21 protein-coding genes are annotated in these 25,202 nt (G+C 65.1%); 12 read left to right on the plus strand and 9 right to left on the minus strand.

Annotated features, from left to right (window positions below; translation table 11 throughout):
• Nucleotides 1–154 precede the first annotated feature (154 nt).
• On the minus strand, nt 155–535 hold the full coding sequence (locus U1702_RS16440) for a glycine zipper 2TM domain-containing protein (protein WP_332726252.1): 381 nt from the start codon (nt 533–535) through the stop codon (nt 155–157).
• A gap of 372 nt (nt 536–907) precedes the next feature.
• Here U1702_RS16440 and U1702_RS16445 point away from each other — a divergent pair, with 372 nt between their 5' ends.
• Nucleotides 908–1,879, plus strand: a complete 972-nt coding sequence (locus U1702_RS16445) for an esterase-like activity of phytase family protein (RefSeq protein ID WP_332726413.1) — start codon at nt 908–910, stop codon at nt 1,877–1,879.
• 162 nt (nt 1,880–2,041) lie between these two features.
• Here U1702_RS16445 and rpmB read toward each other — a convergent pair whose 3' ends face one another.
• The gene (rpmB, locus tag U1702_RS16450; RefSeq protein WP_254291336.1) at nt 2,042–2,335 is read right to left on the minus strand and encodes a 50S ribosomal protein L28; all 294 of its coding nucleotides are present in this window, start codon (nt 2,333–2,335) and stop codon (nt 2,042–2,044) included.
• Between the two features lie 158 nt (nt 2,336–2,493).
• Here rpmB and U1702_RS16455 point away from each other — a divergent pair, with 158 nt between their 5' ends.
• The 4 genes from U1702_RS16455 to U1702_RS16470 are packed head-to-tail and all read left to right on the plus strand — an operon-like array spanning nt 2,494 to nt 4,810.
• On the plus strand, nt 2,494–2,772 hold the full coding sequence (locus U1702_RS16455; protein ID WP_332726253.1) for a hypothetical protein: 279 nt from the start codon (nt 2,494–2,496) through the stop codon (nt 2,770–2,772).
• Between the two features lie 10 nt (nt 2,773–2,782).
• On the plus strand, nt 2,783–2,971 hold the full coding sequence (locus U1702_RS16460) for a YqaE/Pmp3 family membrane protein (RefSeq protein ID WP_332726254.1): 189 nt from the start codon (nt 2,783–2,785) through the stop codon (nt 2,969–2,971).
• Nucleotides 2,972–3,003: 32 nt separating this feature from the next.
• Nucleotides 3,004–3,453 carry a nucleoside deaminase gene (locus U1702_RS16465; protein ID WP_332726255.1) on the plus strand — a complete coding sequence of 150 codons (450 nt, stop codon included), beginning with the start codon at nt 3,004–3,006 and terminating at the stop codon, nt 3,451–3,453.
• A gap of 58 nt (nt 3,454–3,511) precedes the next feature.
• Nucleotides 3,512–4,810: a tetratricopeptide repeat protein gene (locus U1702_RS16470; RefSeq protein ID WP_332726256.1), complete on the plus strand. Its 1,299-nt coding sequence runs from the start codon at nt 3,512–3,514 to the stop codon at nt 4,808–4,810.
• 23 nt (nt 4,811–4,833) lie between these two features.
• Here U1702_RS16470 and U1702_RS16475 read toward each other — a convergent pair whose 3' ends face one another.
• Nucleotides 4,834–5,502: a YiaD family glycine zipper/OmpA-like lipoprotein gene (locus tag U1702_RS16475; protein WP_332726257.1), complete on the minus strand. Its 669-nt coding sequence runs from the start codon at nt 5,500–5,502 to the stop codon at nt 4,834–4,836.
• Between the two features lie 127 nt (nt 5,503–5,629).
• Between U1702_RS16475 and U1702_RS16480 the strand changes: the two genes are divergently transcribed.
• The gene (locus U1702_RS16480) at nt 5,630–6,934 is read left to right on the plus strand and encodes a hemolysin family protein (RefSeq protein WP_332726258.1); all 1,305 of its coding nucleotides are present in this window, start codon (nt 5,630–5,632) and stop codon (nt 6,932–6,934) included.
• A gap of 89 nt (nt 6,935–7,023) precedes the next feature.
• On the opposite strand, the gene U1702_RS16485 is transcribed toward U1702_RS16480, so the two are convergent.
• Entirely contained in the window at nt 7,024–8,823 is a 1,800-nt protein-coding gene (locus tag U1702_RS16485; protein ID WP_332726259.1) for a vWA domain-containing protein, read from the minus strand.
• 254 nt (nt 8,824–9,077) lie between these two features.
• On the minus strand, nt 9,078–10,343 hold the full coding sequence (purD, locus tag U1702_RS16490; RefSeq protein WP_332726260.1) for a phosphoribosylamine--glycine ligase: 1,266 nt from the start codon (nt 10,341–10,343) through the stop codon (nt 9,078–9,080).
• Between purD and xseA the strand changes: the two genes are divergently transcribed.
• The 3 genes from xseA to U1702_RS16505 are packed head-to-tail and all read left to right on the plus strand — an operon-like array spanning nt 10,342 to nt 12,875.
• A complete protein-coding gene (gene xseA, locus U1702_RS16495; protein WP_332726261.1) occupies nt 10,342–11,718 on the plus strand; it encodes an exodeoxyribonuclease VII large subunit in 1,377 nt (458 codons plus the stop codon). The two genes, purD and xseA, sit on opposite strands and share 2 nt — an antisense overlap.
• A 27-nt stretch (nt 11,719–11,745) precedes the next feature.
• Complete coding sequence (locus tag U1702_RS16500) at nt 11,746–11,949, plus strand: DUF2093 domain-containing protein (RefSeq protein ID WP_332726262.1); 204 nt, start codon at nt 11,746–11,748, stop codon at nt 11,947–11,949.
• Nucleotides 11,946–12,875 (plus strand): M23 family metallopeptidase, encoded by a 930-nt coding sequence (locus tag U1702_RS16505; RefSeq protein WP_332726263.1) that lies wholly within the window; start codon nt 11,946–11,948, stop codon nt 12,873–12,875. Before U1702_RS16500 ends, U1702_RS16505 begins: the two co-directional genes overlap by 4 nt.
• A 7-nt stretch (nt 12,876–12,882) precedes the next feature.
• On the opposite strand, the gene U1702_RS16510 is transcribed toward U1702_RS16505, so the two are convergent.
• On the minus strand, nt 12,883–13,428 hold the full coding sequence (locus tag U1702_RS16510; protein ID WP_332726264.1) for a hypothetical protein: 546 nt from the start codon (nt 13,426–13,428) through the stop codon (nt 12,883–12,885).
• A 261-nt stretch (nt 13,429–13,689) separates the two neighbouring features.
• Between U1702_RS16510 and U1702_RS16515 the strand changes: the two genes are divergently transcribed.
• Nucleotides 13,690–16,722 (plus strand): TonB-dependent receptor domain-containing protein, encoded by a 3,033-nt coding sequence (locus U1702_RS16515; RefSeq protein ID WP_332726265.1) that lies wholly within the window; start codon nt 13,690–13,692, stop codon nt 16,720–16,722.
• Nucleotides 16,723–16,803: 81 nt separating this feature from the next.
• On the opposite strand, the gene U1702_RS16520 is transcribed toward U1702_RS16515, so the two are convergent.
• The 3 genes from U1702_RS16520 to U1702_RS16530 form a co-directional block, all read right to left on the minus strand.
• Nucleotides 16,804–17,529 carry a 2OG-Fe(II) oxygenase gene (locus U1702_RS16520; protein WP_332726266.1) on the minus strand — a complete coding sequence of 242 codons (726 nt, stop codon included), beginning with the start codon at nt 17,527–17,529 and terminating at the stop codon, nt 16,804–16,806.
• A complete protein-coding gene (gene clpB, locus U1702_RS16525) occupies nt 17,526–20,105 on the minus strand; it encodes an ATP-dependent chaperone ClpB (protein WP_332726267.1) in 2,580 nt (859 codons plus the stop codon). The genes U1702_RS16520 and clpB overlap by 4 nt, the downstream gene beginning before the upstream one ends.
• Before the next feature lie 135 nt (nt 20,106–20,240).
• Nucleotides 20,241–21,902, minus strand: coding sequence for a M28 family metallopeptidase (locus U1702_RS16530; protein WP_332726268.1), 1,662 nt, complete (start codon nt 21,900–21,902; stop codon nt 20,241–20,243).
• Between the two features lie 122 nt (nt 21,903–22,024).
• Here U1702_RS16530 and U1702_RS16535 point away from each other — a divergent pair, with 122 nt between their 5' ends.
• Nucleotides 22,025–24,844: a M16 family metallopeptidase gene (locus tag U1702_RS16535; RefSeq protein WP_332726269.1), complete on the plus strand. Its 2,820-nt coding sequence runs from the start codon at nt 22,025–22,027 to the stop codon at nt 24,842–24,844.
• A 19-nt stretch (nt 24,845–24,863) separates the two neighbouring features.
• Nucleotides 24,864–25,163 carry a hypothetical protein gene (locus tag U1702_RS16540; RefSeq protein WP_332726270.1) on the plus strand — a complete coding sequence of 100 codons (300 nt, stop codon included), beginning with the start codon at nt 24,864–24,866 and terminating at the stop codon, nt 25,161–25,163.
• The last annotated feature ends 39 nt before the right edge of the window (nt 25,164–25,202 follow it).

Consider the following 25,202-nt stretch of genomic DNA (forward strand, 5'->3'; position numbering starts at 1 on the left):
ATACTGAAACATGCGCAGCGTCGTGCTGCGGTGCCCCTGATCTGCCGCGACGGTGCCGTGCAAACCACTGACGGAACCTGACGTTATAGCCGTAACGAAAAAGGCCGGCCTCCTTGTCGGAGACCGGCCTTTCCTGTTTCAATCCGTCAGCGGATTAGCGGCGACGGTTGCAATAGCCGGGCTGCCCCGAACGATCGATTTCACGACCCGCGAACGCGCCTGCGACACCGCCCAATATGGTGCCGATGCCCCGGTCACCGCGTCCTGCGACGGTGTTGCCGAGCAGGCCACCGGCGATCGCGCCGACAACGGTACCGGCGGTCGAGTCACAGCGCTGGTTGCCGCGGTTGCTGTAGCGACGGTCCTGGCCGCGATAGCGGCGGTCCTGACGATAGCCGCGGTCATAGCCGCGATTGTCATAGCCGCGATTGTCACGATATTCGTAGCGGCCCTGCGCCGCGGCGGGGGCTGCGGGGATCAGCGCGGTACCGGTCATCGCCAGTGCGGCGCCGATCAGGGAAAGCTTCTTGAACATGACAGTCTCCTTGTTCTTGCCGTTTCAGTGCGATGCCGACCATTCGTCGCCACCGTTGAACAAGGTTTTAGACCCGCCGCATTGAGCGTTGCCTGAATGCACTCGTTATCCGCCGTTCAGCGAAATCTGATTGTCGGGGAGGGAAGTACCGGTGCGCTGCGGAGGCCCTATAGGGGGATGCCCAGCTCCCGATACGCAACCGGGGAAGATGGGCAGGGCGTCCGACACGCGCACCGGCATATCGAGCGGGCTGACGCCGAAGCGGTCACCCGTTGCCTGTCGTTTAGATGAACGGGGTTGAGCCGCAGGTGAACAGGGCTGTTATCTTAGGTTCAGCTTGGGGTTGTCGCCGCGCACGCTATGACAGGCGCGATGCGCGTGTTTCTGTCCGTCCTGATGTGCCTGTTCCTGTTGCCCAGCTGGTCGGGCGACGAGCGGCTGGCGCTGTTGCCGCGCGAGGCGGTGATCGAAGCGCATCCGGTGGCACTGGACTGGCGCGATCCGGCGCAGGTGAAACTGGGCGGGCTGACCTTTCTGGGCGGTGTTTATCTGACCAGTCCGGCGCGGGCGTTTGGCGGCTTCTCGGCGATGCTGGTGGAGGGGGAGCGGTTTACGCTGTTGAGCGATGGCGGGGGGATCGTGCGGTTTCGGCTCGATTCGCAGTGGCGGCTGAGCGAGCCGAGCTTTGCCGAATTGCCCGACGGCCCGGGGCGCGGCTGGAACAAGGAGGAGCGGGACAGCGAATCGCTGACGCGCGATCCGGCCGGGCGGCTGTGGGTCGGGTTCGAGCGCGCCAACCAGATCTGGCGTTACGCCCCCGGTCTCGCGCGCGCAGAGGCGCACGCCGCGCCGCCGGCGATGGCGAAATGGCCGGTCAATGGCGGGGCGGAATCGCTGGTACGGCTGCGCGATGGCAGCTTCATCGTGCTGGCCGAGGATGTGCGCGGCAGCCGCGCGGGGACAAAGCGCGGATTATGGTTCGCGGGCGACCCGGTGTTGCAGCCACGGCGCGGCTTTCGTTTCAGCTATCGCCCGCCGGAGGGCTACAAGCCGACCGATATGGCGGAATTACCCGACGGGCGGCTGGTCGTGCTGAACCGGCGCGCATCGCTGGCCGCGGCGTTTACGGCGGTGGTAACGATCGTCGATCGCGGCGCGGTGCGGCCGGGACGGGTCGCGGCGGGGCGTGAGATCGCCCGATTCGCCGCACCCGTGCTGCACGACAATTTCGAGGCGGTGGCGGTGGTACAGGAGGGCGACGCGACGATCCTGTGGATTGCGTCCGACGATAACCAGTTGCGGCTGCAACGCTCGTTGCTGCTGAAGTTTCGGTTGGACGTTTGAGAGTCGGCCCCAGCCCGCGCCCCCACCCGGCCAATCAGCGCCAGCATCCTATGGGTGGCCGGGTGGGGGCGCGGGCTGGGGCCGACTAACCCAGCAAAAACGCCGAACGGCCCGCGTCCCTTGCGGGAGCGGGCCGATTCGTACCGTCAAACCCGATCGGGTTCAGGCGGCGGCGGGGACTGCCTTTTTGGCGATCTCGCGCTTCAGGCGGCGGGCGCGCAGTGACAGCTTGTCGTCGCCGGTCTTGAGCAGCCAGTTGTCGAGGCCGCCATTATGCTCGACCGAACGCAGGCCGTGGGTCGACACGCGCAGGCGAATCGAGCGCTCCAGCGCCTCCGACATCAGCGTCACATTCTGCAGATTGGGCAGAAAGGTCCGCTTGGTCTTGTTGTTGGCGTGGGAAACATTGTGTCCCACCTGCCGGCCCTTGCCGGTCAGCTCGCAAATGCGCGACATCGCTATATTCCTAGTGTTTCTGCCTGTTCCGGTAGGTCCGGAAAGAGGGGGCCGATAACGGGACAGCGGCTTTTCGTCAACCTTGTTCCCTGTCTCGGATGCAACCCCTATGGTCAACGACGCGTTATTACGCAAACGATTCGATAGGGAGACGAACGATGCGTGCAATTCTGGCCATATTGGGCCTCGCGGCGGTGGTGATCGTCGTTCTCATGTCGCTTGGCATGATGAGCGTGAACATGAAACCCGGCTCGCTGCCGGAAATCAAGCTGGAGGGCGGCAAGGCGCCGGCGGTCGAGGCCGATGTCGGCGAAGTCGGCATGGGAACGACCAACAAGACGATTCAGGTGCCGACGATCACGATGGAGAACAAGGTGATCCAGGTGCCGACCGTCGAAGTCGAGAAGGCGCAGCCGACGCCTGCACCGGCGCAATAAGGACGACCCGATGACCGAAACGCGTTTTGCCGAGTATCTGGCAGCGTTGCTGGTACCACCGCTCGCGGTGTTCTGGGTAAAGGGGGCGGGCCGGGAGTTCTGGCTCGCCTGCCTGCTCACCTTGCTCGGCTATCTGCCGGGGGTGGGATTCGCGCTCATCACGCTGCTTAAGCCCGAGCCGAAGCCCGCCACTGCATAGCCATTACCGGCGGCGTGCGGCATAGCGGCCCCATGTTTCCGCTTCCCGAACCGATGCGTATTGCACTGGATGCCGCGCGTGCCGCTACCGAGGCGGGCGAGGTGCCGGTGGGAGCGGTCGTGATGTGCGGCGAGGCCGTCGTCGCGGTGGCAGCGAACGCGCCCCGCACGCTGAACGATCCGACTGCGCATGCCGAGATACTGGCGATTCGTGCGGCGGCGGCGACGCTGGGCCGCGATCGGCTGGCGGATTGCGATCTGTGGGTGACGCTGGAGCCATGCGCGATGTGCGCGGGAGCGATTGCGCACGCCAGGATCACGCGGGTCTATTATGGCGCGAGCGATCCCAAGGGCGGCGCGGTGGAGCATGGGCCACGGTTTTTCGGGCAGCCGACCTGCCATCACCGGCCGGAGGTTTATTCGGGGATCGGTGAGGGCGAGGCGGGGGCGTTGTTGCGGGATTTCTTCGCGGCGCGGCGTTGAGGGTTTTCCACCGGCTTTGTCAGTATCGTTGCGAGCGCAGTGTGATAGGCTGGCGACAATGCGAATTTTCCGCCTGCTAGCCGGCGTTTCAGCCGTGCTTGCCGCCACAAGCGCGCAGCCTGCAATGGCGGGGAAGCGATGGCATTATGGTAGCGCAAGTGAGGCGGCGTACAGGCAGGGCGATTATGCTCGTGCGTTCGCCGCCGCCGAAGTGGAACTGGCGAAATGCGAGGCGGTGCGGCCAGAAACGGACAAATGCCTGGATGTGATGATATGGTTGTCCAACGTCGCGCGAATGAGAGACGATTCGCGTTCCGGTGAAATATATGGGCGTCGCGCGCAAGCGCTGGCCGAACGCACCTTGCCGGCCGGTCATCCCGATATCGCCGAAAGCATGGATACGCGTGCGGCCAACCTAAACGTGCTGGGCCGTCGTTCCGAGGCGGAGCGGCTGAATTTCACGGCTTTGGCGATCTATGAAAAGGCGCTGCCGCTTGGAGATCGTCGCACTGCGGCCAGCATTTCGAGCCTGTTATTCAAGCTGAATGAGCAGGGTCGTTACGCGGATGCGGAACCTCTCCAGCGAAAAGAACTCGCCATACGTGAACGGACGCTTCCGCCGGGAGATTCCGAAGTGACGGCCAGCACAGTCAACCTGGCATTCAATCTGCTTTACCAAGACCGTCATGCCGATGCCGAACCGTTTTTTCGGAGGGCGCTGACATTGTATGAGCGCAACCCGCCAGCCGTATCCCATTTTATTGCCACGACAATTGGCGGTCTCGCGTCCAGCCTGGATGCGCAAGGTCGGTATGCCGAGGCCGAACCGCTGCATCGCAAGGCGTTGTCGATGCACGAACGCCAGTTGCCGACAACCCATCCCGATCGCGCGACCACTATGATCAATTTGGCGGTCAATCTGAAAGCCCAGAATCGTCGCGCCGAGGTCGAGTCCCTGTATCGCAGGGCGCTGGCAATCTACGAGCAATCCTTGGCTATCGACGATCCCTATATCGGCACCGCCTATAACAATCTCGCTATTTATCTTGATGAGCAGGGCCGGTACGCGGAGGCCGAGCCGCTTTACCGCAAGGCACTTGTCAGCCGCTCCAGTCTGGTGCTTTCCCACCCCGACAGGATTGCCGGAATGTGGTCGTTTGCAACTTATCTTCACCGGCGGGGTAGCGCACCCGCAGAGGTGCGATCATTCTATCGCAAGGCCGAGAGCGGTGCTCTTGAACGTATCCGCTCTTTTGTAGGCTTCACGCCCGCATCTCAAGCGGAGGTCCGAAAATACCGCCCGATCTTCACGGGTGCGGTCCGCGCCGCGTGGGATTTGGCGGCGGAACGACGATAAACCGTCCCGCCGCAATACTCTCGTTACCGCATATCGCCCTCACGCACCGGCACGATCTTGATCTCGACCCGGCGGTTCTGGGCGCGGCCTTCGACCGTGTCGTTGGAGGCGATCGGCTGGGTTTCGCCATAGCCGAGGGTTTCGAGGCGAGCTTCCTCGACGCCGCGCGTGACCAGATAATCGGCGACCGCGTCTGCGCGGCGTTCGGACAGGGTCTGGTTATACGCGTCGGCCCCGGTCGAATCGGTGTGGCCGTACACATCGACATAGGTCTGGTTGTAGCGGTCGAGCACGTCCGCAACCTTGTCCAGCGTCGGGCGGAACTGCGACTGCACGGTCGAGCTGTCGGTGGCGAAGGTGATACCCGATGGCATCGACAGGATCAGGTCGTCGCCACGGCGGATGACCTCGACGTCCGTCCCGGCAGTGCGTTCACGAATCTCGCGCTCCTGCTTGTCCATATAGCTGCCGATCGCGGCGCCGGCGACCGCACCGATGCCCGCGCCGACGATCTTTTCGGTGCGGTCACGCCGTCCGCCGACGATGTCGCCGAGCAGATAGCCGCCGAGCGCGCCGCCGATCGCGCCAATGCCCGCCTTCGACATGCGCTGTTCGCCGGTCACCGGATCGGTGACGCACGCGCCGACCAGCGCCATCGCGGCGATGGCGGGGATGAGGGGCCAGTTACGCATGATATTCTCCTTTGAACCTGTGGCCCGATAACCGCCTGCCCCGCTTCTTGTTCCGCCTGCGGATCGACCGGGACTCATTCGATCATTGTGCAGGTGCGGCGATTCCGACTAAGGGGCGGACAGGCCAATGGACCCTCTCCCTTCATTTCCGTGGATCGACGTGGCGATCATCCTGGCGCTGGTCGCGCTGAACGGTGTGTTCGCGATGTCCGAACTCGCCATCGTCTCGGCACGCAAGGCGCGGCTTGAGGGGCTGGCACGCGCGGGCAAGCGCGGCGCGCGAACGGCGATGGATCTGGCCGAGAATCCCGGCAAATTCCTGTCCACGGTGCAGATCGGCATCACCCTGATCGGCGTCATCAATGGCGCTTATTCCGGTGCCAGCCTGGGCATGCCGATGGCGGCGCGAATCGAGATGCTGGGGATTGAGAAGGAGCTGGCGGAAACGCTGGGCTTTGCGATCGTGATCGCGTTTACTACCTATGCGTCGTTGATCGTCGGCGAACTGGTGCCGAAGCAGTTCGCATTGCGCTCGCCCGAGCCGATCGCGGTGCTCGTCGCCACGCCGATGTTGTGGCTGTCGCGTATCACCGCGCCGATCGTGTGGGTGCTCGACCAGAGCAGTGCGCTGATCTTTCGCTTGCTGGGTATGAAGCGCGAATCGGAGAATCACGTCACCGCCGAGGAGCTGCACATGCTGGTGGCGCAGGCGACGCATTCGGGCGTGATCGAGGAGCATGAGCGGTCGATCATATCGGGCGTCGTGCGGCTGGCCGATCGCCCGGTGCGCGAGGTGATGACGCCGCGTACCGAGGTCGACTGGATCGACGTCAATCTGGACGAGGCGGGCATCCGCAAGGCGCTGGCGGAAACGCCGCACACGCGCCTGCCGGTGACGGACGGATCGGTCGACGATGTGATCGGCGTGGTGCAGGCGCGCGACGTGGTGACGGCGCTGATCCGGGGCGAAACGCTGGATCTGCGTCGTTTGATGCATACCGCGCCGGTGCTGCCCGATCAGGTCGATGCGATGGACGCGCTGAGCGCGCTGCGCCGCGCGGCCGTGCCGATGGGTTTCGTGCATGACGAATATGGCCATTTCGAGGGGATCGTGACCCCTGCCGATCTGCTGGCGGCGATTGCGGGCGAGTTCGCGTCGGATGCCGATGCCGGCGATAACCCGTCGATCGTGGTGCGAGACGACGGGTCGCTGCTGGTATCGGGGCAACTGGCAGCCGATTCATTGGCGGAGCGGATCGGGATCGATTTGCCCGAGGACCGGGATTTCGCCACCGTCGCGGGGCTGGCGCTGGCGGTGCTGAAGCGGTTGCCGAACGAGGGCGAAAGTTTCGTCGAGCAGGGCTGGCGGTTCGAGGTGGTCGATATGGACGGGCACAAGATCGACAAGCTGTTGGTGAGTGAGGTCGGCTGAACCGTCACCCCAGCGAAAGCTGGGGTCTCCCGCCAAGAGCGCAACGCTTGTGGCACGAGGCCCCAGCTTTCGCTGGGGCGACGGTTCGCTCAATCCTTCGACGCCGTCCGCACCTCCTGCACCGCCGCCAGCTGCGCCAGTTTCAGGAATTCGTTGCGCCAATAGCCCTGCGGATTGCCCGCCAGTCCGCGGATATCGGCGAAGCCGTAGCGGCCGATATATTTGTCGCCGCGCAGTTTCTGGCCGAAGGCGGCGACGGCGGTGGCGAAGGCCATGTCGCCGGTGGGCGCTGCGGCTGAGCGGATCAGTGACGCCGGGATCGCGCGTTCGATCAGCTTCGAGCTGTCCTCGCCCGGAAGTTTGTAGCGCAGGCGGACATAGGCAAGTTCGCTGCCCTTGCCCGGAGCAGCCGCCGGGCGATTGCCGTCATAGCGGCGGTCGGGCAGCCAGCCTTTTGCGCCGGTGGGGACGACTTCGTAGATCGCCGTCACCTGATGCCCCGCGCCGATATCGCCGGCATCGACCGCATCATTGTCGAAATCTTCCTCGGCCAGCGCGCGGTTTTCGTAACCGATCAGGCGGTACTGGCTGACCTGTGCCGGGTTGAACTCGACCTGCACCTTCACGTCCTTGGCGATGGTGAAGAGCGAGGCGGACAGTTCGTCGTCCAGCACCTTCTGTGCCTCCATCGCGCTGTCGATATAGGCGTAGTTGCCATTGCCGAGGTCGGCGATGCGCTCCATCAATGCCTCGTTGTAATTGCCCTCGCCAAAGCCGAGCGTGGTGAGGGTGATGCCGCTGTCGCGGTTCTTCTTGACCAGCGCCTCCAGCTGCTTGTTGTCGCTGACGCCGACGTTGAAATCGCCGTCGGTGGCGACGAAGATGCGGTTGATCCCGCCCCGCACGAAGTTCGCGGCGGCGATGTTGTAGGCCATCTGGATGCCCTGTGCGCCGGCGGTCGATCCGCCGGCCTCCAGACAATCGAGCGCCGCCTTGATATGCTTCGCGCTGGAAGTGGGTTCGAGCACCACGCCCGCCGCGCCCGCATAAACGACGATGGAAACCTTGTCCTTTTTGGACAGCTTGTCGGCGAGCATCGTCAGCGCGGTCTTGACCAAAGGCAGCTTGTCGGGGCTGCTCATCGATCCGGACACATCGACCAGAAAGACGAGATTGGCGGCGGGACGGCCCTGTGCGGTCACGTCATAGCCGCGCAGGCCGATGCGGACGAGCCGGGTGTCGGGGTTCCACGGCGTGGTTGCGACATCGGTGGTGACGCTGAACGGGGCCGCGCGGCTGGCGGGCAACGGGTAATCGTAGCGGAAATAGTTGATCATCTCCTCGGTCCGCACCGCCTCGGCGGCCACGGCGGCGCCCTTTTGAAGGAAGCGGCGAACGTTGGAATAGGCGCCGGTATCGACATCGACCGAGAAGGTGGAGACGGGCGCGGTGGCGACCGACTGGATCGCGGCGACGTCCTTGCCCTCGTAACGCTCGCGGTTGCCGGGTGCGCCGTAAGGGGGAGCGGGCGGGGCATAGCCGGGGGCGGGGCGCACCATCTGCGCGCGCTGTTCGGCCTGTTTGCCGCGTGTGGCGTCGGCGGCGGAGCCGGGGACGGGCGGGGGTGCATAGGCTGGCGGCGGCGAAGGCGGTGGAGGCGGGGGCGGGGCCATCATTGCGGGTGGCGGGGACACGCTGCGCCCGCCGCCGAACTGGCGCACCGGCACGGTGCTGCGCGGCCGATAGCGGCCGGGATTATACTGACAGCGCACCGGCGAATCATTGTCGGCGCGCGGGGCGGGGGGCCGTTCGCGCAGCTGCGGCGCAGGCGGCGGCGCTGCGGCCCCGAGCAGGAGGGAAGCGGAAACGAGGGCGGTGATGCGCTTCATGGTGTGGAGCCCTTACAGTCGCGTCGATGCGACCAGAGGTGCGCCGGGGCAGATGAGCGGCGGATGAACAGGTGATAATGTTACATTACTTGTCTGAAAGTGTCAGAAGTAGGTTGGGGCTAGTGGATCCACCTTCTTTCTCAACCCGTCATGCTGAACTTGTTTCAGCATCCACTCCACAGCACGCGAAGACGTCGCCCGTGGCACGGTAGACCCTGAAACAAGTTCAGGGTGACGGAAGTCACGAGCGGTGGTTACCCCTCGCGCTCTACCTCACGCCAACCGATGTCGCGGCGGCAGAAGCCGGTGGGGAAGTCGATGGCGTCGACCGCGCGATAGGCTGCCGTCTGCGCGTCGGTGACCGTCGCACCGGTCGCGGTTACGGTGAGGACGCGGCCTCCGGCTGCGACCAGCTGGTCGCCGTCCATTTTCGTGCCCGCCTGGAACACCTTTGCACCGGTCGTTTCCGCCGCTGCGATGCCGCCGATCGCGCCGCCGGTCTCGGGGGTGCCGGGATAGTTGTTCGCCGCCATCACGACGGTCAGCGCGGGCTCGTCGGCGAAATTCGGGGCGGGGTGGTCAGCCAGCGCTCCCGCTTCGACCGCCAGCATGATCTCCAGCAGGTCGTCCGCCAGCCGCATCATCAGCACCTGGCATTCGGGGTCGCCGAAGCGGGCGTTATATTCGATCAGCTTCGGCCCGGCGCTGGTGAGCATCAGGCCCGCATAGAGGACGCCGGAATAGGGGATGCCGTCCGCCGCCATCGTCTCGACCGTCGGGCGGATGATGGTGTCGATCGCCTCCGCCTCCAGCGCAGGCGTCAGCACGCGGGCGGGGCTGTAGGCGCCCATGCCGCCGGTGTTGGGGCCGGTATCGCCATCGCCGACGCGCTTGTGGTCCTGTGCGGAGCCAAACGGCATCAGGTTGGTGCCGTCGGTGAGGACGAACAGGCTGGCCTCTTCGCCTTCGAGGAATTCCTCGATCACCGCTTCGCCGCCGGGTTTCTCGAAGATCGCGGCGATGGCGGTTTCGGCTTCTTCGTCGGTGAAGGCGATGGTGACGCCCTTGCCCGCCGCGAGGCCGTCGGCCTTGATGACGACTGGGCGGGGAAAATCGCGGGCAAGCGCGGCGCGGGCGGTGGTGAGGTCGGTGACGCGGACGTAACCGGCGGTCGGGATGTTTTCGCGAGCGCACAAATCCTTGGTGAAGCCCTTTGAGCCCTCCAGCTGTGCGGCGGCTTGGGACGGGCCGAACACGGGGAGACCGGCGGCGCGCAGGGCGTTGCTCAGTCCATCGACCAACGGTGCCTCGGGGCCGACCACGATGAATCCAATGTCATGGGCGCGGCAGAAATCGATGACGGCGGCGTGATCGGTGAGCGGCACGTCGTGGCACTGCGCATGATCGGCGATTCCGGGGTTGCCGGGAATCGCGTGGAGGCTATCCAGCCGGGGCGATTGCGCGAGCTTCCAGGCGAGCGCATGTTCGCGGCCACCCGAACCCAATAGCAGGACATTCATGCCCGATCCCTTCGACGATCCATCTTCGGCGCGGCTGGTAGCGGAGGCGCGCGAAGGGGACAACGCCGCACCGCTGTCCGTCGGCGAATTGTCGATGAAGCTGAAACGGATGGTGGAGGGCGAGTTCGGCCATGTCCGCCTTCGCGGTGAGATTTCGGGGTATAAGCGTGCGGCGTCGGGGCATGTCTATCTGGCGCTGAAGGATGCCGATGCGGTGATCGACGCGGTGATGTGGCGGGGGGCCGCCGCCGCGATCCCGTTCAGCCCGCAGGACGGGATCGAGGTGATCGCCACCGGCAAGCTGACCACCTATCCCGGCAGATCCAAATACCAGATCGTGATCGAGCGGATGGAGCTGGCGGGCGAAGGCGCGCTGATGGCGCTGTTCGAGAAACTGAAGGCCAAGCTGAAGGGGGAGGGGCTGTTCGACCGGCCCGCAAAGCCGCTGCCGTTCGTGCCACGCACCATTGGCGTGGTGACATCGCCGACCGGGGCGGTGATCCGTGACATTCTCCACCGGCTGGCGGATCGCTTTCCCAGCCATGTGCTGGTGTGGCCGGTCAAGGTGCAGGGCGACGGCGCGGCGGCGGAGGTTGCGGCGGCGGTTCGCGGATTCGATGCCATGCCACATGACGGGCCGGTGCCGCGTCCTGACCTTATCATCGTGGCGCGCGGTGGTGGCTCGATCGAGGATCTGTGGGCGTTCAACGAGGAGGTCGTGGTGCGCGCCGTCGCGGGGTGCAGTATCCCGGTGATCTCGGCGGTGGGGCATGAAACCGACACGAGTCTGTGCGATTTCGCGGCGGACGTGCGTGCGCCGACGCCGACGGCTGCGGCAGAGATGGCGGTGCCAGTACGCGCGGAACTGGCCAACGCGATCGCCTCGCTCGGCCTGCGCACCGAGCGTTGTGCGCGGCGTTACCATGAGCGCGGCGGCGAGCGGCTGGCGGCTTTGGTGCGCGTGCTGCCGAAGCGCGATGCGCTGCTGGGGCCGCAGCGGCAAAAGGCCGATGATATGGGTGCGCGGCTGGATCGTGCGCTCGAACGGCGGGTAACGGTGGCGCGGGGGGTGCTGGATCGGGCAGGCGGCGCGCTGCGCCCGGCGGTGCTTGAACGCAAGCTGGAGACGCTGCGCCATCGATTGGACGGCGCGGGCAAGCTGCTCGACGCGGTCCATCCCAACCGCCCGCTGGCGCGCGGCTATGCCTGGGTCGAAAGCCGGGTGAGCGGCAAGGTCATCGGATCGGCGGCGGCGGCACGGGGCGAAGGCGCGCTAAAGCTCCATTTCGGGGATGGCGAGGTCGATGCGCGGGTTGAGCGCAGCGGCGGCAAAGCCTATGCTGGCGACAAGCCAGAGCAGCCGAGTTTGCTCTGATCGTGTCCGTTTAAAGTGAGCCATACCATGCTGATGTCCGCCAACAACGCCCGCGCCGCGCGGCTTCATTATATGGCCAATGGCTTTCGCGTGCTGTCGGCGGGCGACCATGTGGTGTGCGCGGTCAGCGGCGATAGCATTTCGCTGGAGGCGCTGCGCTACTGGAGCGTCGCGCGGCAGGAACCCTATGCCAGCGCCGAACTGGCGACAAAGGCGATGATGCCGGCATGAGGAAGCTGGGGGGCTTGATTACCGCGAGTGCCACGCTGGTCGTCATGGGGACGTGCAGCATGGCACCCGAACAGATGGCGGCGGTTGCGGCGTCACCCGCATCCGCGCCGCCGCCGGTTGCCGTCGCCGTCCCGCAAGCCCGCCCCGCCGCATCGCGCAACGGTTTCATTTTCAACGGTCCGTTGATTCAGGGCGGTGCCGTGCTGGGCACCGCGCCCGCGCTGACCAGTCGGCTGGTGTTTCAGGGGCAGGACGTGCCCGTCGCCGCCGATGGCCGCTTCCTGATCGCCTTCGACCGCGACGCCGGGCCGAGTGCCGCGATCGTCGCCACCCGCGTCGATGGCAGCGAAGTGCGCCGCACGCTATCGGTCCAGCCGCGCGCGTGGCGGATCGAGCGGCTGAACACGCTGCCGCGCATTTCGCAGCCGAGCGAGGAATATGCCCGCCGCCGCCCCGGCGAAGTCGCGCAGATCAATGCCGCGCGTGCGCTGAAATCGGATTCGCATGGCTGGCGACAGAATTTCATGTGGCCGATCACCGGCCGTATCTCCGGCCTGTTCGGCTCGCAGCGCATCTATAAGGGCGAGCCGGGGTCGTATCATTCGGGCGTGGATGTCGCGCGGCCCAGCGGCAGCCCGGTGCTGGCACCCGCAGACGGCGTCGTCATCCTCGCCGCCAGCGCCCCCTTTACGCTGGAGGGCAAGCTGCTGATGGTCGATCACGGGATGGGCCTCAACAGCGCATTCCTGCATCTGTCGCGGATCGACGTGCGCGTCGGCGATGTCGTGCGGCGCGGCCAGACGATCGGCGCGGTCGGCACCACGGGCCGTTCGACCGGTCCGCACCTTCACTGGGGGATGCGCTGGCGCAATGCCAAGATCGACCCGCTGCTGATCGCGGGATCGATGCCCGTTACGGCCGACTGACAAACCTTCACCCGATACGCCGCACCTTGAGCGACCGTCGCTTGTTGAACGAGGCGTTGTAGCTGCCCAGCGCGCCGCGCTGGATCCGCACCGCTTCCCCCGAACGCGGCGGAAAGCCGCGCGCCGATTCCGTGGTGATCCAGCGGGTGTCGTCGTCGAGCGTCACCTGCCAGCGATCGGCTGCGATCTGAAGTACGCCGGCGACGCGGCCGTTGATCTCCGGGATGTCTTCCTTGTTGTCTTCGTCGTCGCCGCCGCCGAACAGTTTGATGCGTGGAAGGGTGAAACCGAACAGCGAGCGGCGCGTCTTCTGCACCTCGGCGCGGTCGAGTACGACCAGATCCTTGCGCTCGCGCGCGGCGGCCAGGTCGCCCGCCGCCTTGTCGAAACAGGCCAGGCGTGCTGTGGAATCGGTGACGGTGCGGCACGCGGCGATCGCATCGACGATGACGCCGCCCTGTCCCTCGCCGGTCGTGCGCTCCTGCGCCGCAGCGGGGGGCGCAGCAGCGGCGGTCACCGCAAGTGCCAGTACAAACCCCGAGACCTTCATCATCCAACCCTCCCGAAACCGGTATTTTCGCATCCCTAACCCACCCGCGACCGCCCTGAAAGCAAGCGTTGATCGGGGCCGGAACGGACCCGTTGCAACTGTGACGATTTTGTCACGACTGCCGGCAAACCTGTTTTGCACATGCACAACACCATTGTCGGCAAGCGGCGGCGCGACCTATGCACTCGAAATGTTGCGCCCGGTCCCTCCGGCGCATCGACAAACTCAGGCGGAAAACCGCCATTTTGAAGGGGTGCTCTACTCATGGTATCAATCACTCGCACGCGACTGATGACGTCGACGCTGCTGCTCAGCGGCGCATTGTTCATCGCGCCTGCTCACGCGCAGGACGTCGGCCCGGTCGAAAGCGTCGCTGAAGAAGAAGGTCAGACCGTCATCGTCACCGGTTCGCGTATCGCGCGTCCCGACATCGAGACGGCAGCTCCGATCGCTTCGATCGGCGCAGAGGAAATCGCGCTTCAGGCCGGTTCGGGCAATATCGAGAACGTCCTGAACGACCTTCCGCAGGTTAACGCGACGACCACCGCTTCGTCGAACAACCCCGGCGGCGGCGTTGCCACCGTCAACCTGCGTCTGCTCGGCACGGCGCGCACGCTCGTGCTGGTCGATGGCCGCCGCTACGTGTCCTTCGACGTCAGCCAGGTCGTCGATCTCAACACCATCCCCGGCGCGCTGGTCGAGCGTATCGACGTCGTGACCGGTGGCCGTTCGGCCATTTACGGTTCGGACGCGATCGCCGGCGTCGTCAACTTCGTCACCAAGAAGGATTTCTCGGGCGTCGAATTGAACTCGAGCTACGACGTAACCGAGCGCGGTGACGGCCAGGTCTGGAACATCGGCGGCACCATCGGTGCGAACCTCGACGATGGCCGCGGCAATGTGGTTGCGCATGTCAGCTACCTGAACCGCAAGGGCACCTATGCCGGTGCGCGTCCATTCGGCCGTCTGGCGTTGACCGACCGCCTTGTCCCGGGCACGACCACGGGCCAGCGCGAGATCATCAATGCCGGCTCGCCAAGCGGCCCGCAGACTCGCATCCTGTTGTCGGGCGCTCAGGCGACGGCAGCTGGCGGCTTCTTCGGCACCGGCGCGGCAACGAACCTCGACTTCAACCCCGATGGCAGCATCGGACCGTTCGTCGATACGACCGATTCGTACAACTTTGCACCGGTCAACTATCTGACTGTCCCGCAGGAGCGTTTCCTGATCTCGACCTCCGGTCATTACGAGATCACGCCGGCCGTGATCCCGTATATCGAAGCGCAGTTCATCAACAACCGCGTCACGACCGAATTGGCAGCGACCCCGGTCGGCAACTCGACACCGTTCGGCACCGGCTCGCTTGGCGCGCTGCGCGTGCAGACCAACTCGACCTTCTTTTCGCAGTCGGTCCGCAATGGCCTGAACGCGATCGACGCAAGCGAGACCACGGCGGGCCTCGATGTTCAGGGTGACGGTTACGTCCGCCTGACCAGCTTCGGCTATCGTACCGTTCCGCTTGGGCCGCGCCAGAATACCGATGACCGCAATGCATACCGCATCGTTGCCGGTGTGCGCGGCGATATCGGTGGTGGCTGGAACTACGACGCGAACTACATGTACGCGCGGACCAAGAACTCGCAGCGCCAGGCTGGCAATATTGCGATCAGCAACTTCATCGCTGCAACCACGACGGCTTTCCGCAACCCGACCGGCGGCGCGATCTCGCCGTTCCCGTTCGTGGGCGTCGCGGGCGGCGGCGAGCTGGTTTGTGCCGATGCGGCTGCACGGGCAGCAGGCTGCGTACCGGCCAACATCTTCGGCACCGGCAACATCTCGCAGGCGGCGATCAACTATCTCGCCATCGGCGCGACCAACCTGCAGGAATACACCACTGAGGTGGCGACTGCAGCGATCACCAATTCCGAACTGTTCGACATTGGCGGTGGCCCGGTCGGCCTCGCAGTCGGTGTCGAGTGGCGTCGTGAAGCGGGTGCGAACACGCCGGATCAGTTCCTGGCATCGGGCAACGTCGCGGGCTTCAACCCGGGGCGTCCGACCGCCGGCAGCTATTCGGTCCGTGAGGCCTTCGCCGAAGTCAACGTACCGCTGATCACCGACGGCTTCATCCACAAGCTGGAGCTGAATGCCGCAGGCCGCGTTTCGGATTATTCGAACGCACCGGGTACCGTTTATACCTATGCGTTTGGCGGTATCCTGGCGCCGGTCAGGGATCTGTCGTTCCGCGCCCAGTATTCGCGGGCAATCCGCGGGCCGAGCGTGAACGAACTGTTCCTGGGCAACACCGTCAGCTTCTCGGGTAACATCGAGGGTTGCGGCGGCGCCAATGCGGCGCCGGGTGGCGATCGCAATGCGTTCTGTCAGAGCCTGGGCATTCCGGCCGCGGTGCTGGCCGATCCGTTGCAGCGTGCAGCGCTCGCCAGCGCGACCATCGTCAACCCGCCGACGTTCCTGGGCGGTAACCCGAACCTGAAGGAAGAAACGGCCACGACGTGGACCGTGGGCGCGGTGCTCTCGCCTACCTTCCTGCCGGGCTTCAGCGCGACGGTGGATTACTACAATATCGAGATCGAGGACTATATCTCGACCGTTGGTACCGCCAATATCGGTGCGGCTTGTTTCGAGCAGCGCGTGGCAGCCTTCTGTTCGCTCATCACCCGCAACTCGGCGGGCCAGATCGAGCGGATCGACGATCGCAACGCGAACACCGGCGGTCTCAAGACCGACGGCATCGACGTCGGTGTCAACTACAACCACCGGTTCGAGCAGATGTTCGGTGCGGAGGACTTCCGTCTGGGCTTCAGCTTCCTGGGTTCGCGTCTGTTGAACTATGACGTTACCCCGGTGCAGGGCCTGCCGATCGTCCGTGAGTGCGCGGGTACCTTCGGTCGCCTGTGCGCGGTCGGTGCGACCACCACGCCGCCAAAGCCGAAATGGCGTCACACTGCCCGCCTGACGGCAGGCACCGACCTGATCCGCGTTTCGGGTCAGTGGCGTCACCTGGGAGCGACCGAGGACGACGCTGCGCGGATCACCGCGGCGCCGGTTTACTTCGTCGAGAAGCTGCCTTCGGCCGACTATTTCGACCTGACGCTCGCCGCGTCGCCAACCGACAATTTCGACCTGTCGATCGGCGTCACCAACCTGTTCGACAAGCAGCCTCCGCTGCTGGCGTCGGCACAGTCGGGTGGTTCGGGCGAGCAGACCAACACCTTCCCGACCTATTACGACGTGATGGGTCGTTCGTTCTTCGTCAGCGCGCGCATCAAATATTGATCGCACGTCCCGACGGGACAAATTCGGGGGCGGTGCCGCAAGGTGCCGCCCCTTTTTTGTGGGTGAATCAGATGCGAGCGGTCAGGGCTGTCCGCTGCGCAGCCAGCCGGTAACTGACAAACGCGGGTGCGCGGCATAGGGCGCGACGAGGCTGACGCTGTGCGCTTGCGGCACCGCAAACAGGCTCAGCGTGTTGAAGCCGGGGACATAGCCCTCGGCTATTCCGCCGGCGCCGCCATGGAACAGCAGCAGTCCACCCCATTCGGCGCGCCACTGCGGCGTCAGTCCCAGCACATAAGCGGCGTGGCGGTTCTTGCCAGGCACCGCATCGTCATGCGCGGTCAGGAAATCGCCGGACAGGTATCGCGTCGCCTGGGCATCGGCGAAGGTCGGGCCGGTGTCGCCGGTGATCGATGCCAGCATGGCGAGGACCGGCGGGCTTGAGAGAAATGCGGCGAGCGCGGCCAGTGGATCGCCCTGCGCCGCACGTGCCGCCGCAGCGTCGGGCACGCGGATCGAATCATAGCGATATTGGAACCCGGCGCGCGCGGCACTGTGGACGGCATCGTCGAGCCGCGTGCGCTGGTCCGGCGTGAGGGCGGCCAACTCTGCGGCGGCGAACTCGAAAACCTTGTCGCTCGAGTTCAGCACCCGCCGCCAGTCGGCCCGCGCGGCCAAGTGCGCGGCCAGCCGTTCGGCATGGGCGTCGGTCAGAAACGGCGCGATCTGCACCCGACCGTCCCGCGCAAAGGCTGTTGCCAGCCGCGCGGGATCGATCGAGGGGTGGAGCGCGAACCCCGCGTTCATGCCGGGGCGAGCACCAGCCCGCCATCACCTTCGCTGACCCGGACGGTACAGCCGTCTTTCACGTCACCGCGCAGAATCGCGTCGGCGAGCGGGTCTTGCAGATAGCGCTGAACCGCGCGTTTCAGCGGCCGTGCGCCGTAAACGGGGTCGTAGCCGACGCGGCCGAGCCAGTCGCGTGCTTCCGGCGTCAGTTCCAGCCGAATCTTGCGGTCCGCCAGCAGTTTGCCCAGCCGTTCGACCTGAATATCGACGATCGGTGCCATCTCGCCGCGGCCAAGACGGTGGAACAGCACGATCTCGTCGAGCCGGTTGAGGAATTCCGGGCGGAAATGCGCGCGGACGAGTTCCATCACCTGCGGTTCGACCGTGGAGACGTCCTGCCCGTCCTCGACCTGCGTCAGATACTGGCTGCCGAGGTTCGAGGTCAGCACGATGATCGTGTTGGTGAAATCGACCGTGCGGCCTTGACCGTCGGTCAGGCGACCGTCGTCGAGCACCTGCAACAGGATGTTGAAGACGTCGCTGTGCGCCTTCTCCACCTCGTCGAACAGGATCACCTGATAGGGGCGGCGGCGAACGGCTTCGGTCAGCACGCCGCCTTCTTCGTAACCGACATAGCCCGGGGGGGCGCCGATCAGGCGGGCGACGGAGTGCTTCTCCATGAATTCGCTCATGTCGATGCGGACCATCGCGGTGGGGTCGTCGAACAGGAATTCGGCGAGCGCCTTGGTCAGCTCGGTCTTGCCGACGCCGGTCGGGCCGAGGAACAGGAACGATCCCATCGGCCGGTTGGGGTCCTGCAAGCCGGCGCGCGAACGGCGCACGGCGGTGGCGACGGCCTTTACTGCCGCCGCCTGTCCGATCACGCGCTTGCCGATCGCAGCCTCCATGTTGAGCAATTTCTCGCGCTCGCCCGCCAGCATGCGATCGACCGGGATGCCGGTCCAGCGGCTGACGACGCCGGCGATATCGTCGGCGGTCACTTCCTCGCGCAGCATGGCGGGGCCGGAGGAAACCTGCGCCGCCTCCAGTTTTTTGGTGAGGTCGGGGATGGTGCCATAGTTCAGCTCGGCCATCTTCCCCAGATCGCCCGCGCGCTGGGCCTGTTCCAGCTCAAGCCGGGCATGGTCGAGCTGTTCCTTCAGCTTCGCCTCGCCCGCAATCTTGTCCTTTTCACCCTGCCAGCGCGTGGTCAGTTCGGCGGATTGCTGCTCCAGATTGGCAAGTTCGGCCTCGAGATTGACCAGCCGGTCCTTCGATGCGGCATCGGTTTCCTTCTTCAGCGCCTCGCGCTCGATTTTCAGCTGGATGATGCGGCGGTCGAGATTTTCGATTTCTTCGGGCTTCGACTCCACCTCCATGCGGATGCGCGACGCGGCCTCGTCCATCAGGTCGATCGCCTTGTCGGGCAGGAAGCGGTCGGTGATGTAGCGGTTGGATAGCGTCGCGGCGGACACCAAAGCGCTGTCGGTAATGCGCACGCCGTGGTGCAGTTCGTAGCGGTCCTTCAAGCCGCGCAGGATGCTGATCGTGTCCTCCACCGTCGGCTCACCGACGAACACGGGCTGGAAGCGCCGCTGGAGCGCGGGGTCTTTTTCGACATGCTTGCGATACTCGTCGAGCGTGGTCGCGCCGATGCAATGGAGTTCGCCGCGTGCGAGCGCGGGTTTCAGCAGGTTCCCGGCATCCATTGCCCCCTCGCCTTTGCCCGCGCCGATCAGTGTGTGCATTTCATCGATGAACAGGACGATATGGCCGTCGGCGGCTTTGACCTCGTCGAGCACACCCTTCAGCCGCTCCTCAAACTCGCCGCGATATTTCGCGCCCGCGATGAGGGAACCCATGTCGAGCGACATCAGCGCGCGGTCCTTCAGCGTGTCGGGCACGTCGCCATTGGCGATGCGCAGCGCCAGGCCTTCGGCAATCGCGGTCTTGCCGACGCCGGGGTCGCCGATCAGGACGGGGTTGTTTTTGGTCCGGCGCGCGAGGATCTGGATGGTGCGGCGGATTTCCTCGTCGCGCCCGATCACGGGGTCGAGCTTGCCGTCCTTCGCCGCTTGGGTGAGGTCGCGCGCGAATTTCTTGAGCGCGTCGTAACGGTCCTCGGCCCCTGCGGTGTCGGCGGTGCGGCCCTGCCGCAACTGGTTGATCGCGGCGTTGAGTGCATCGGCCTTCACCCCCGCAGCGGCCAGCGCGCGGCCGGCATTGGTGGTGGTGGCGAGCGTGAGCGCGAGCAGCAACCGTTCGACCGTGACGAAGCTGTCGCTCGCCTTTTGCGCGATCTGTTCGGCGGAATCGAGCAGTCGGACGCTATCATTGTCGAGCCCCGGCGATTGTTGCGCGCCGCTGCCCGACACCGCCGGAATCTTCGCCAGCGCCGCGTCGGTTTCGACCAGTGCGCGCTTGGCATCGCCGCCCGCCGCCGCGATCAGGCCGGATGCCATGCCCTGTTCGTCCTCCAATAGCGCCTTCAGCAAATGCTCGGGCGAAATCCGCTGGTGGTTCAGCCGGATCGCAACGGTCTGCGCCGACTGGAGGAAACCCTTGGCGCGGTCAGTGAATTTTTCGAGGTTCATGTGTGTCCCTGTCGTCTCTTGTGACGCGAGGTAATGTTGTATTTATGCAACACAAGAGGTCGCGCGCAGAAATCCGCGCGCGACCGAACCTGTCTTACGATGATGCCGCCTGCAAGTGCCGGGTTGTCGTCCGGCTTATTTGCGCTTCGGTTTGGCGACGACCGGTGCGGGTGCCTTGTCCGCACCCTTGGCAAAGGTATCGCCGAAGAAATTGCCGGCATACCAGCGCGGTGCCTCCGCCGCGTCGGCGATCTCGCGGGCAATCAGGTAGTTGATGCGGGCGAACTTCGCCCCCGCCGCCCAATTGAAATCCTGTGACAGATCATCGCTTGGCTTGTGATAACGACCGCTCAGAAACGCACCGAATTTTGCGCCGCCTTCCCCGGCGAAACCAGTGGCGAGCATGATCGACGGCACGCCCTCGACCACGAAGCTGTAGTGATCGGAGCGGGTGAAGACGCCCTGTTCCGGCATCGGATCGGGCGAAACCGTGATCCCCGCTTTCGCCGTTGCGCGCGCGGCAATCGGGCCGAGCGTCGAATGTTCGCCGCCGAACGCGATGACGTCGGTGAAGTCGTAAGTGAGCACCGGCATGTCGAGATTGACGACGCCGACCAGCTTGTCGCCCTTCGGCATTGGCAGATGCTTGGCGAGATATTGCGAGCCGAGCAGGCCGTCCTCTTCCGCCGTCACCGCAGCGAAAACGATTGTGCGTTTGGGGCGCTGCGCGCTTTCCGAAAAGGCGCGCGCGACCTCCAGCATCGTGGCGATGCCCGCAGCATTGTCCATCGCGCCGTTATAGATCCTGTCGCCCACCAGCTTTGGATCGACCCCATCATGGTCAAGGTGTGCGGTCAGGAGCACCACCTCGTGGCGCAGCTTGGGGTCGCTGCCCGGTAGCACCGCGACCACATTGGGGCTGGTCATCCGCTCGACGTCGCTGTGGCGCTCCAGGCGCACGGGTGCCTTGAGCGCAAAGCCACGCGGCATCGCCCCCTTGCGGCGGCTCTTGCTGTCGGCGGTGTCGAGCACACGCTTCAGAGTAGTCGGTGCGCCCGCGAACAGCGCTTCGGCGGCAGGGCCATTGGCATAGGCGCCGATCAGGATGCCGGGCGTCGGCGACCATGGTTTGCCGTCCTTGCCCACCCACACATAGCGCGACAGGCTGGTATAGCTCGCCAGCCGTTTCCACGGCGTCGTTTTGAGCGAGCTGCGGGTCGGCACGGTAATCACACCGATCGCACCGCGTTCCTGCGCCATCCGCGCCTTTTCGGCGGACAGATGCGCGGCGATCTCGCTTGGCACGCGCCCTTGGGGCACGCCCGCCAGCAGCACGACGACCTTGCCGCGCACGTCCAGCCCGGAATAATCGTCAAAGCCGTTGGCCGGGGAATCGAGGCCGTAACCGACGAACACGGCATCCGCCGAAACCACCTGATCCGGGTGGCGGGCGAGCGCAGTCATCATCACATCGACGCCATTCTCAAAGGTTTTGCCGCCGATCGTGAGGGTCGTGGCCTTGTCCTTGCTCAGTTTCGCGCGGGCAAACTCAATCGGTTGATACCAGTCCTTCGTGCCGCCGGGCTTCAGGCCCAGCGCGTCGAAGCGTGTGGCGACATAGCGCGCGGCGATATCGTATCCGCGCGTTCCCGCGTCGCGCCCCTCCAGCAAATCGTCGGCGAGGAATTCGACATGGGCGCGGACTTGCTCCGCCGAGAATGTCGGTTCGGGTGCCTGTTGGGCAGCAACGGGCGAGGCAGCCGCGAGCAAGGCGGCGGTAACGAGTCTCAGACGCATGACTTCCCCTATGATTTCACCAGCCTAACCAAAGACGGGCGGCGTACAAGTCGGTTGCGTGACCATGGGTGCGCGCCCTATGCTGTAACGATCGTAACCAGTGTCATCGGAACCCCCGCCCCATGAAACCCATTTTCGCCAGCCTGACTGCGCTTGCAGTCGTGCTCGCCGCCCCTGCCATCGCTCAGCAGGCCCCGGCACCCGCACCGGTCGCCGATCTCGTGAAGCGTGTGGATATCCCCTATGAGGAATTTCGGCTGGCCAATGGCCTGCGCGTGGTCATTCATACCGACCGCAAGGCCCCGGTGGTCGGCGTTGCGGTGTGGTATGATGTCGGGTCGAAGCATGAGCCCAAGGGCAAGACGGGCTTTGCGCATCTGTTCGAGCATCTGATGTTCAACGGCAGTGAGAATTCGCCGGGCGAGTTTTTCGAGCCGCTGAAGGAAGTCGGCGCGACCGACTATAACGGCACGACCAATGCCGACCGGACGAATTATTTCCAGACGGTGCCGCGCGTCGCGCTGGAACGCGCGCTGTTCCTGGAAAGCGACCGCATGGGCTATCTGCTCGGCGCGATGACGCAGGGGAAGCTGGATGAGCAGCGCGGCGTCGTCCAGAACGAGAAGCGCCGTGGCGACACCCAACCTTATGGCCTGTTGCGCTACAAGATCAGCGAAGGGCTGTTTCCGGAGGGGCATCCCTATCGCCACTCGACGATCGGTTCGATGGCCGATCTCGATGCCGCCAGCCTTGACGATGTGAAGAACTGGTTCCGTCAATATTACGGTCCGAACAATGCCGTGCTGGTGCTGGCCGGTGACATCGACGCCAGGACCGCGAAACCGCTGGTCGAGAAATATTTCGGGGCCATCGCCAAAAGTCAAAAGACGGTCGATCCCACGATCGCGATCCCCACGCTCGCCGCGCCGAAAATCGAGGTGATGAAGGATCGCGTCGCGGTCACCCGTATCTATCGCATGTGGGCCGTCCCCGGCGCGCGTGATCCGGAATCGATCGTGCTCGATGCATCGACCGGCGTGCTTGGCGGCCTCGCCAGCTCGCGGCTCGACAATGCGCTGGTCAAGAAGGAGAAGCTGGCGGTCAGCGTCGGCGCGTACAATCAGTCGTTGTCGCAGGCGGGGATGGTGCTGATCTCCGCCGATGTCCGCCCGGGTGTCGATCCGGCGGTGGTTGGCAAGCGGCTCGACGAGCTGATCGCCGAATATCTGAAAACCGGTCCTACGGCGGACGAACTGGCGCGGTACAAGACGCGCAGCGCATCGTCGCGCATCGCCGGGTTGGAATCGGTCGGCGGGTTCGGGGGCAAGGCGGTGACGCTGGCGTCGGGCGCGCTCTACAAGAACGATCCGGGGGCCTATAAGAAAGAACTCGCGCAGCTGGCGGCGGTAACTCCGGCACAGGCGCGTGCGGTGACCGCGAAATGGCTGTCGCGTCCGGTCTATGCGCTGACGATCGAGCCGGGCGCACGCGAGGCCTATGCCGAGGCGGCGCCGGTTGCGAAGAAGCCGCCGGTGGCGGAGGTTCCGTTCAAGGGCACGCGCGGCGCGTTGCCAGCAGTTGCCGATGTCAGCGACATCGATTTCCCCACGGTCACGCGCACCAAACTCTCCAACGGGATCGAGCTGGTCTATGCCCAGCGCAGCGCGGTGCCGGTGACTCAGGCGGTCATCAGCTTCGATGCCGGCGTCGCGTCCGATGTGACCGGCGCGCTGGGAACAGAGGGCATGACCCTCGACCTGCTGGAGGAAGGTACCGCCACCCGCGATTCGATCGCGATTGCCGAGGCGCAGGAGCGGCTGGGCGCGGCGATCGGCGCGGGCAGTTCATCCGACCGGGCATCGATATCTTTGTTCACTCCCAGCCCCAATCTGGCGGGTTCGCTGGAACTGATGGCGGACATCACACGCAACCCGTCCTTCCCCGCCGCCGAGCTGGAGCGCGTGCGCGGCCAGACGCTGGCGCAGATCGCGCAGGTCAAGGCTAACCCCAATGGACTCGCCGCGATGGCGCTCCCGCCGCTGCTTTACGGCAAGGATTCGCCCTATGCGAAAACCGCCGCGGTCGCGGGCGATGCCGATGCGGTGGCCAAGATGACCCGTGCCGACCTGATCGCTTATTACAAGGCGTGGATCCGTCCGGAAAAGGCGAAGATCTTCGTCGTTTCCGACCGCCCGCTGGCCGAGATCAAGACGGCGTTCGAGACGCGCTTCGGCGACTGGAAGGGCGAGGGCGCGGCCGGCGTCAAAACCTTTGGCAAGATGCAGCAGGCGAGCCCGCGCATCATCCTGATCGATCGGCCCGATTCGCCGCAATCGACCCTGATCGGTGCGCAGATGACATCGCTCGATCCGTTCGGCGATCCGATTGCGATTGGCACCGCCAGTGAAGTGCTGGGCGGCGATTTCCTGTCGCGTATCAACATGGATCTGCGCGAGGAGAAAGCGTGGTCCTATGGCGCACGTGGCAGTGTTAGCCGGATGGAACATGCCGTCCCGCTCATCATCTCGACCTCGGTCCAGGCCGACAAGACCGGGCCGTCGATCGCCTCGATCCAGGAAGAAGTGCGCGATTTCCTGAGCACCAAGGGCGTGACGCCAGTGGAGTTCGATCGTTCGGTCATCAGCAACATCCGCAAGATGGCGGGTCAGTATGAGACGGCGGCGTCGGTGCTTGGCGCGATGCAGTCGAATGACTTCATGCGCCGCCCGGACGACTATCAGGAGCAGGTCGCAAAAAAATATCGCGCGCTGACGGCGGCACAGGTTGACGCTGCGGCACGCGCGGCATTCGATCCCGCACGCTTTGTGTGGATCGTGGTTGGCGAGGCGGCGCAGGTGAAGCCGCAGCTTGACACGCTGGGTCTGCCTGTCGAGGTTATCGCCGCAACCCCCGTGGCGGGCGCACCCAAGGCCGCGAAATAATCAGACAGGAGAGACCGACATGGCGAATGTGGATGGCAGCTGGGATACCGTGACCCACAGCCCGATGGGCGACCAGAAGGCGACGCTGACCGTGAACAGCAGCGGCGACAGCTTTACCGGCAATTATGCCGGCGCGATGGGCACGACCGAGATCAGCGACGGCAAGGTCGATGGCGACAAGCTCAGCTGGTCGCTCAGCATCACCGTGCCGATGCCGATGACGCTGACCTGCGAAGCGACCGTCGATGGCGACACGATCAAGGGCAACGTTACCGCCGGCGCGTTTGGCAGCTTCCCGATGGAGGGCACGCGCGCCTGAGATTTGGGCGACGTGGGCTGAAGTTGAAGAGGCCCGCTT

The sequence above is a fragment of the Sphingomonas sp. LT1P40 genome (assembly GCF_036663835.1).
Lineage (GTDB): Bacteria > Pseudomonadota > Alphaproteobacteria > Sphingomonadales > Sphingomonadaceae > Sphingomonas.

What these genes read in the sequence shown, in the direction of transcription:
- U1702_RS16475 (WP_332726257.1), bottom strand. Translation starts at nt 5,502, where the DNA reads ATGCGTAACTGGCCCCTCATCCCCGCCATCGCCGCGATGGCGCTGGTC.
- U1702_RS16470 (WP_332726256.1), top strand. Translation starts at nt 3,512, where the DNA reads ATGCGAATTTTCCGCCTGCTAGCCGGCGTTTCAGCCGTGCTTGCCGCC.
- U1702_RS16530 (WP_332726268.1), bottom strand. Translation starts at nt 21,902, where the DNA reads ATGCGTCTGAGACTCGTTACCGCCGCCTTGCTCGCGGCTGCCTCGCCC.
- U1702_RS16445 (WP_332726413.1), top strand. Translation starts at nt 908, where the DNA reads ATGCGCGTGTTTCTGTCCGTCCTGATGTGCCTGTTCCTGTTGCCCAGC.
- U1702_RS16535 (WP_332726269.1), top strand. Translation starts at nt 22,025, where the DNA reads ATGAAACCCATTTTCGCCAGCCTGACTGCGCTTGCAGTCGTGCTCGCC.
- U1702_RS16505 (WP_332726263.1), top strand. Translation starts at nt 11,946, where the DNA reads ATGAGGAAGCTGGGGGGCTTGATTACCGCGAGTGCCACGCTGGTCGTC.
- U1702_RS16440 (WP_332726252.1), bottom strand. Translation starts at nt 535, where the DNA reads ATGTTCAAGAAGCTTTCCCTGATCGGCGCCGCACTGGCGATGACCGGT.
- U1702_RS16510 (WP_332726264.1), bottom strand. Translation starts at nt 13,428, where the DNA reads ATGATGAAGGTCTCGGGGTTTGTACTGGCACTTGCGGTGACCGCCGCT.
- rpmB (WP_254291336.1), bottom strand. Translation starts at nt 2,335, where the DNA reads ATGTCGCGCATTTGCGAGCTGACCGGCAAGGGCCGGCAGGTGGGACAC.
- purD (WP_332726260.1), bottom strand. Translation starts at nt 10,343, where the DNA reads ATGAATGTCCTGCTATTGGGTTCGGGTGGCCGCGAACATGCGCTCGCC.
- U1702_RS16465 (WP_332726255.1), top strand. Translation starts at nt 3,004, where the DNA reads ATGTTTCCGCTTCCCGAACCGATGCGTATTGCACTGGATGCCGCGCGT.
- U1702_RS16485 (WP_332726259.1), bottom strand. Translation starts at nt 8,823, where the DNA reads ATGAAGCGCATCACCGCCCTCGTTTCCGCTTCCCTCCTGCTCGGGGCC.
- U1702_RS16520 (WP_332726266.1), bottom strand. Translation starts at nt 17,529, where the DNA reads ATGAACGCGGGGTTCGCGCTCCACCCCTCGATCGATCCCGCGCGGCTG.
- xseA (WP_332726261.1), top strand. Translation starts at nt 10,342, where the DNA reads ATGCCCGATCCCTTCGACGATCCATCTTCGGCGCGGCTGGTAGCGGAG.
- U1702_RS16515 (WP_332726265.1), top strand. Translation starts at nt 13,690, where the DNA reads ATGGTATCAATCACTCGCACGCGACTGATGACGTCGACGCTGCTGCTC.
- U1702_RS16500 (WP_332726262.1), top strand. Translation starts at nt 11,746, where the DNA reads ATGCTGATGTCCGCCAACAACGCCCGCGCCGCGCGGCTTCATTATATG.
- clpB (WP_332726267.1), bottom strand. Translation starts at nt 20,105, where the DNA reads ATGAACCTCGAAAAATTCACTGACCGCGCCAAGGGTTTCCTCCAGTCG.
- U1702_RS16540 (WP_332726270.1), top strand. Translation starts at nt 24,864, where the DNA reads ATGGCGAATGTGGATGGCAGCTGGGATACCGTGACCCACAGCCCGATG.
- U1702_RS16480 (WP_332726258.1), top strand. Translation starts at nt 5,630, where the DNA reads ATGGACCCTCTCCCTTCATTTCCGTGGATCGACGTGGCGATCATCCTG.
- U1702_RS16460 (WP_332726254.1), top strand. Translation starts at nt 2,783, where the DNA reads ATGACCGAAACGCGTTTTGCCGAGTATCTGGCAGCGTTGCTGGTACCA.
- U1702_RS16455 (WP_332726253.1), top strand. Translation starts at nt 2,494, where the DNA reads ATGCGTGCAATTCTGGCCATATTGGGCCTCGCGGCGGTGGTGATCGTC.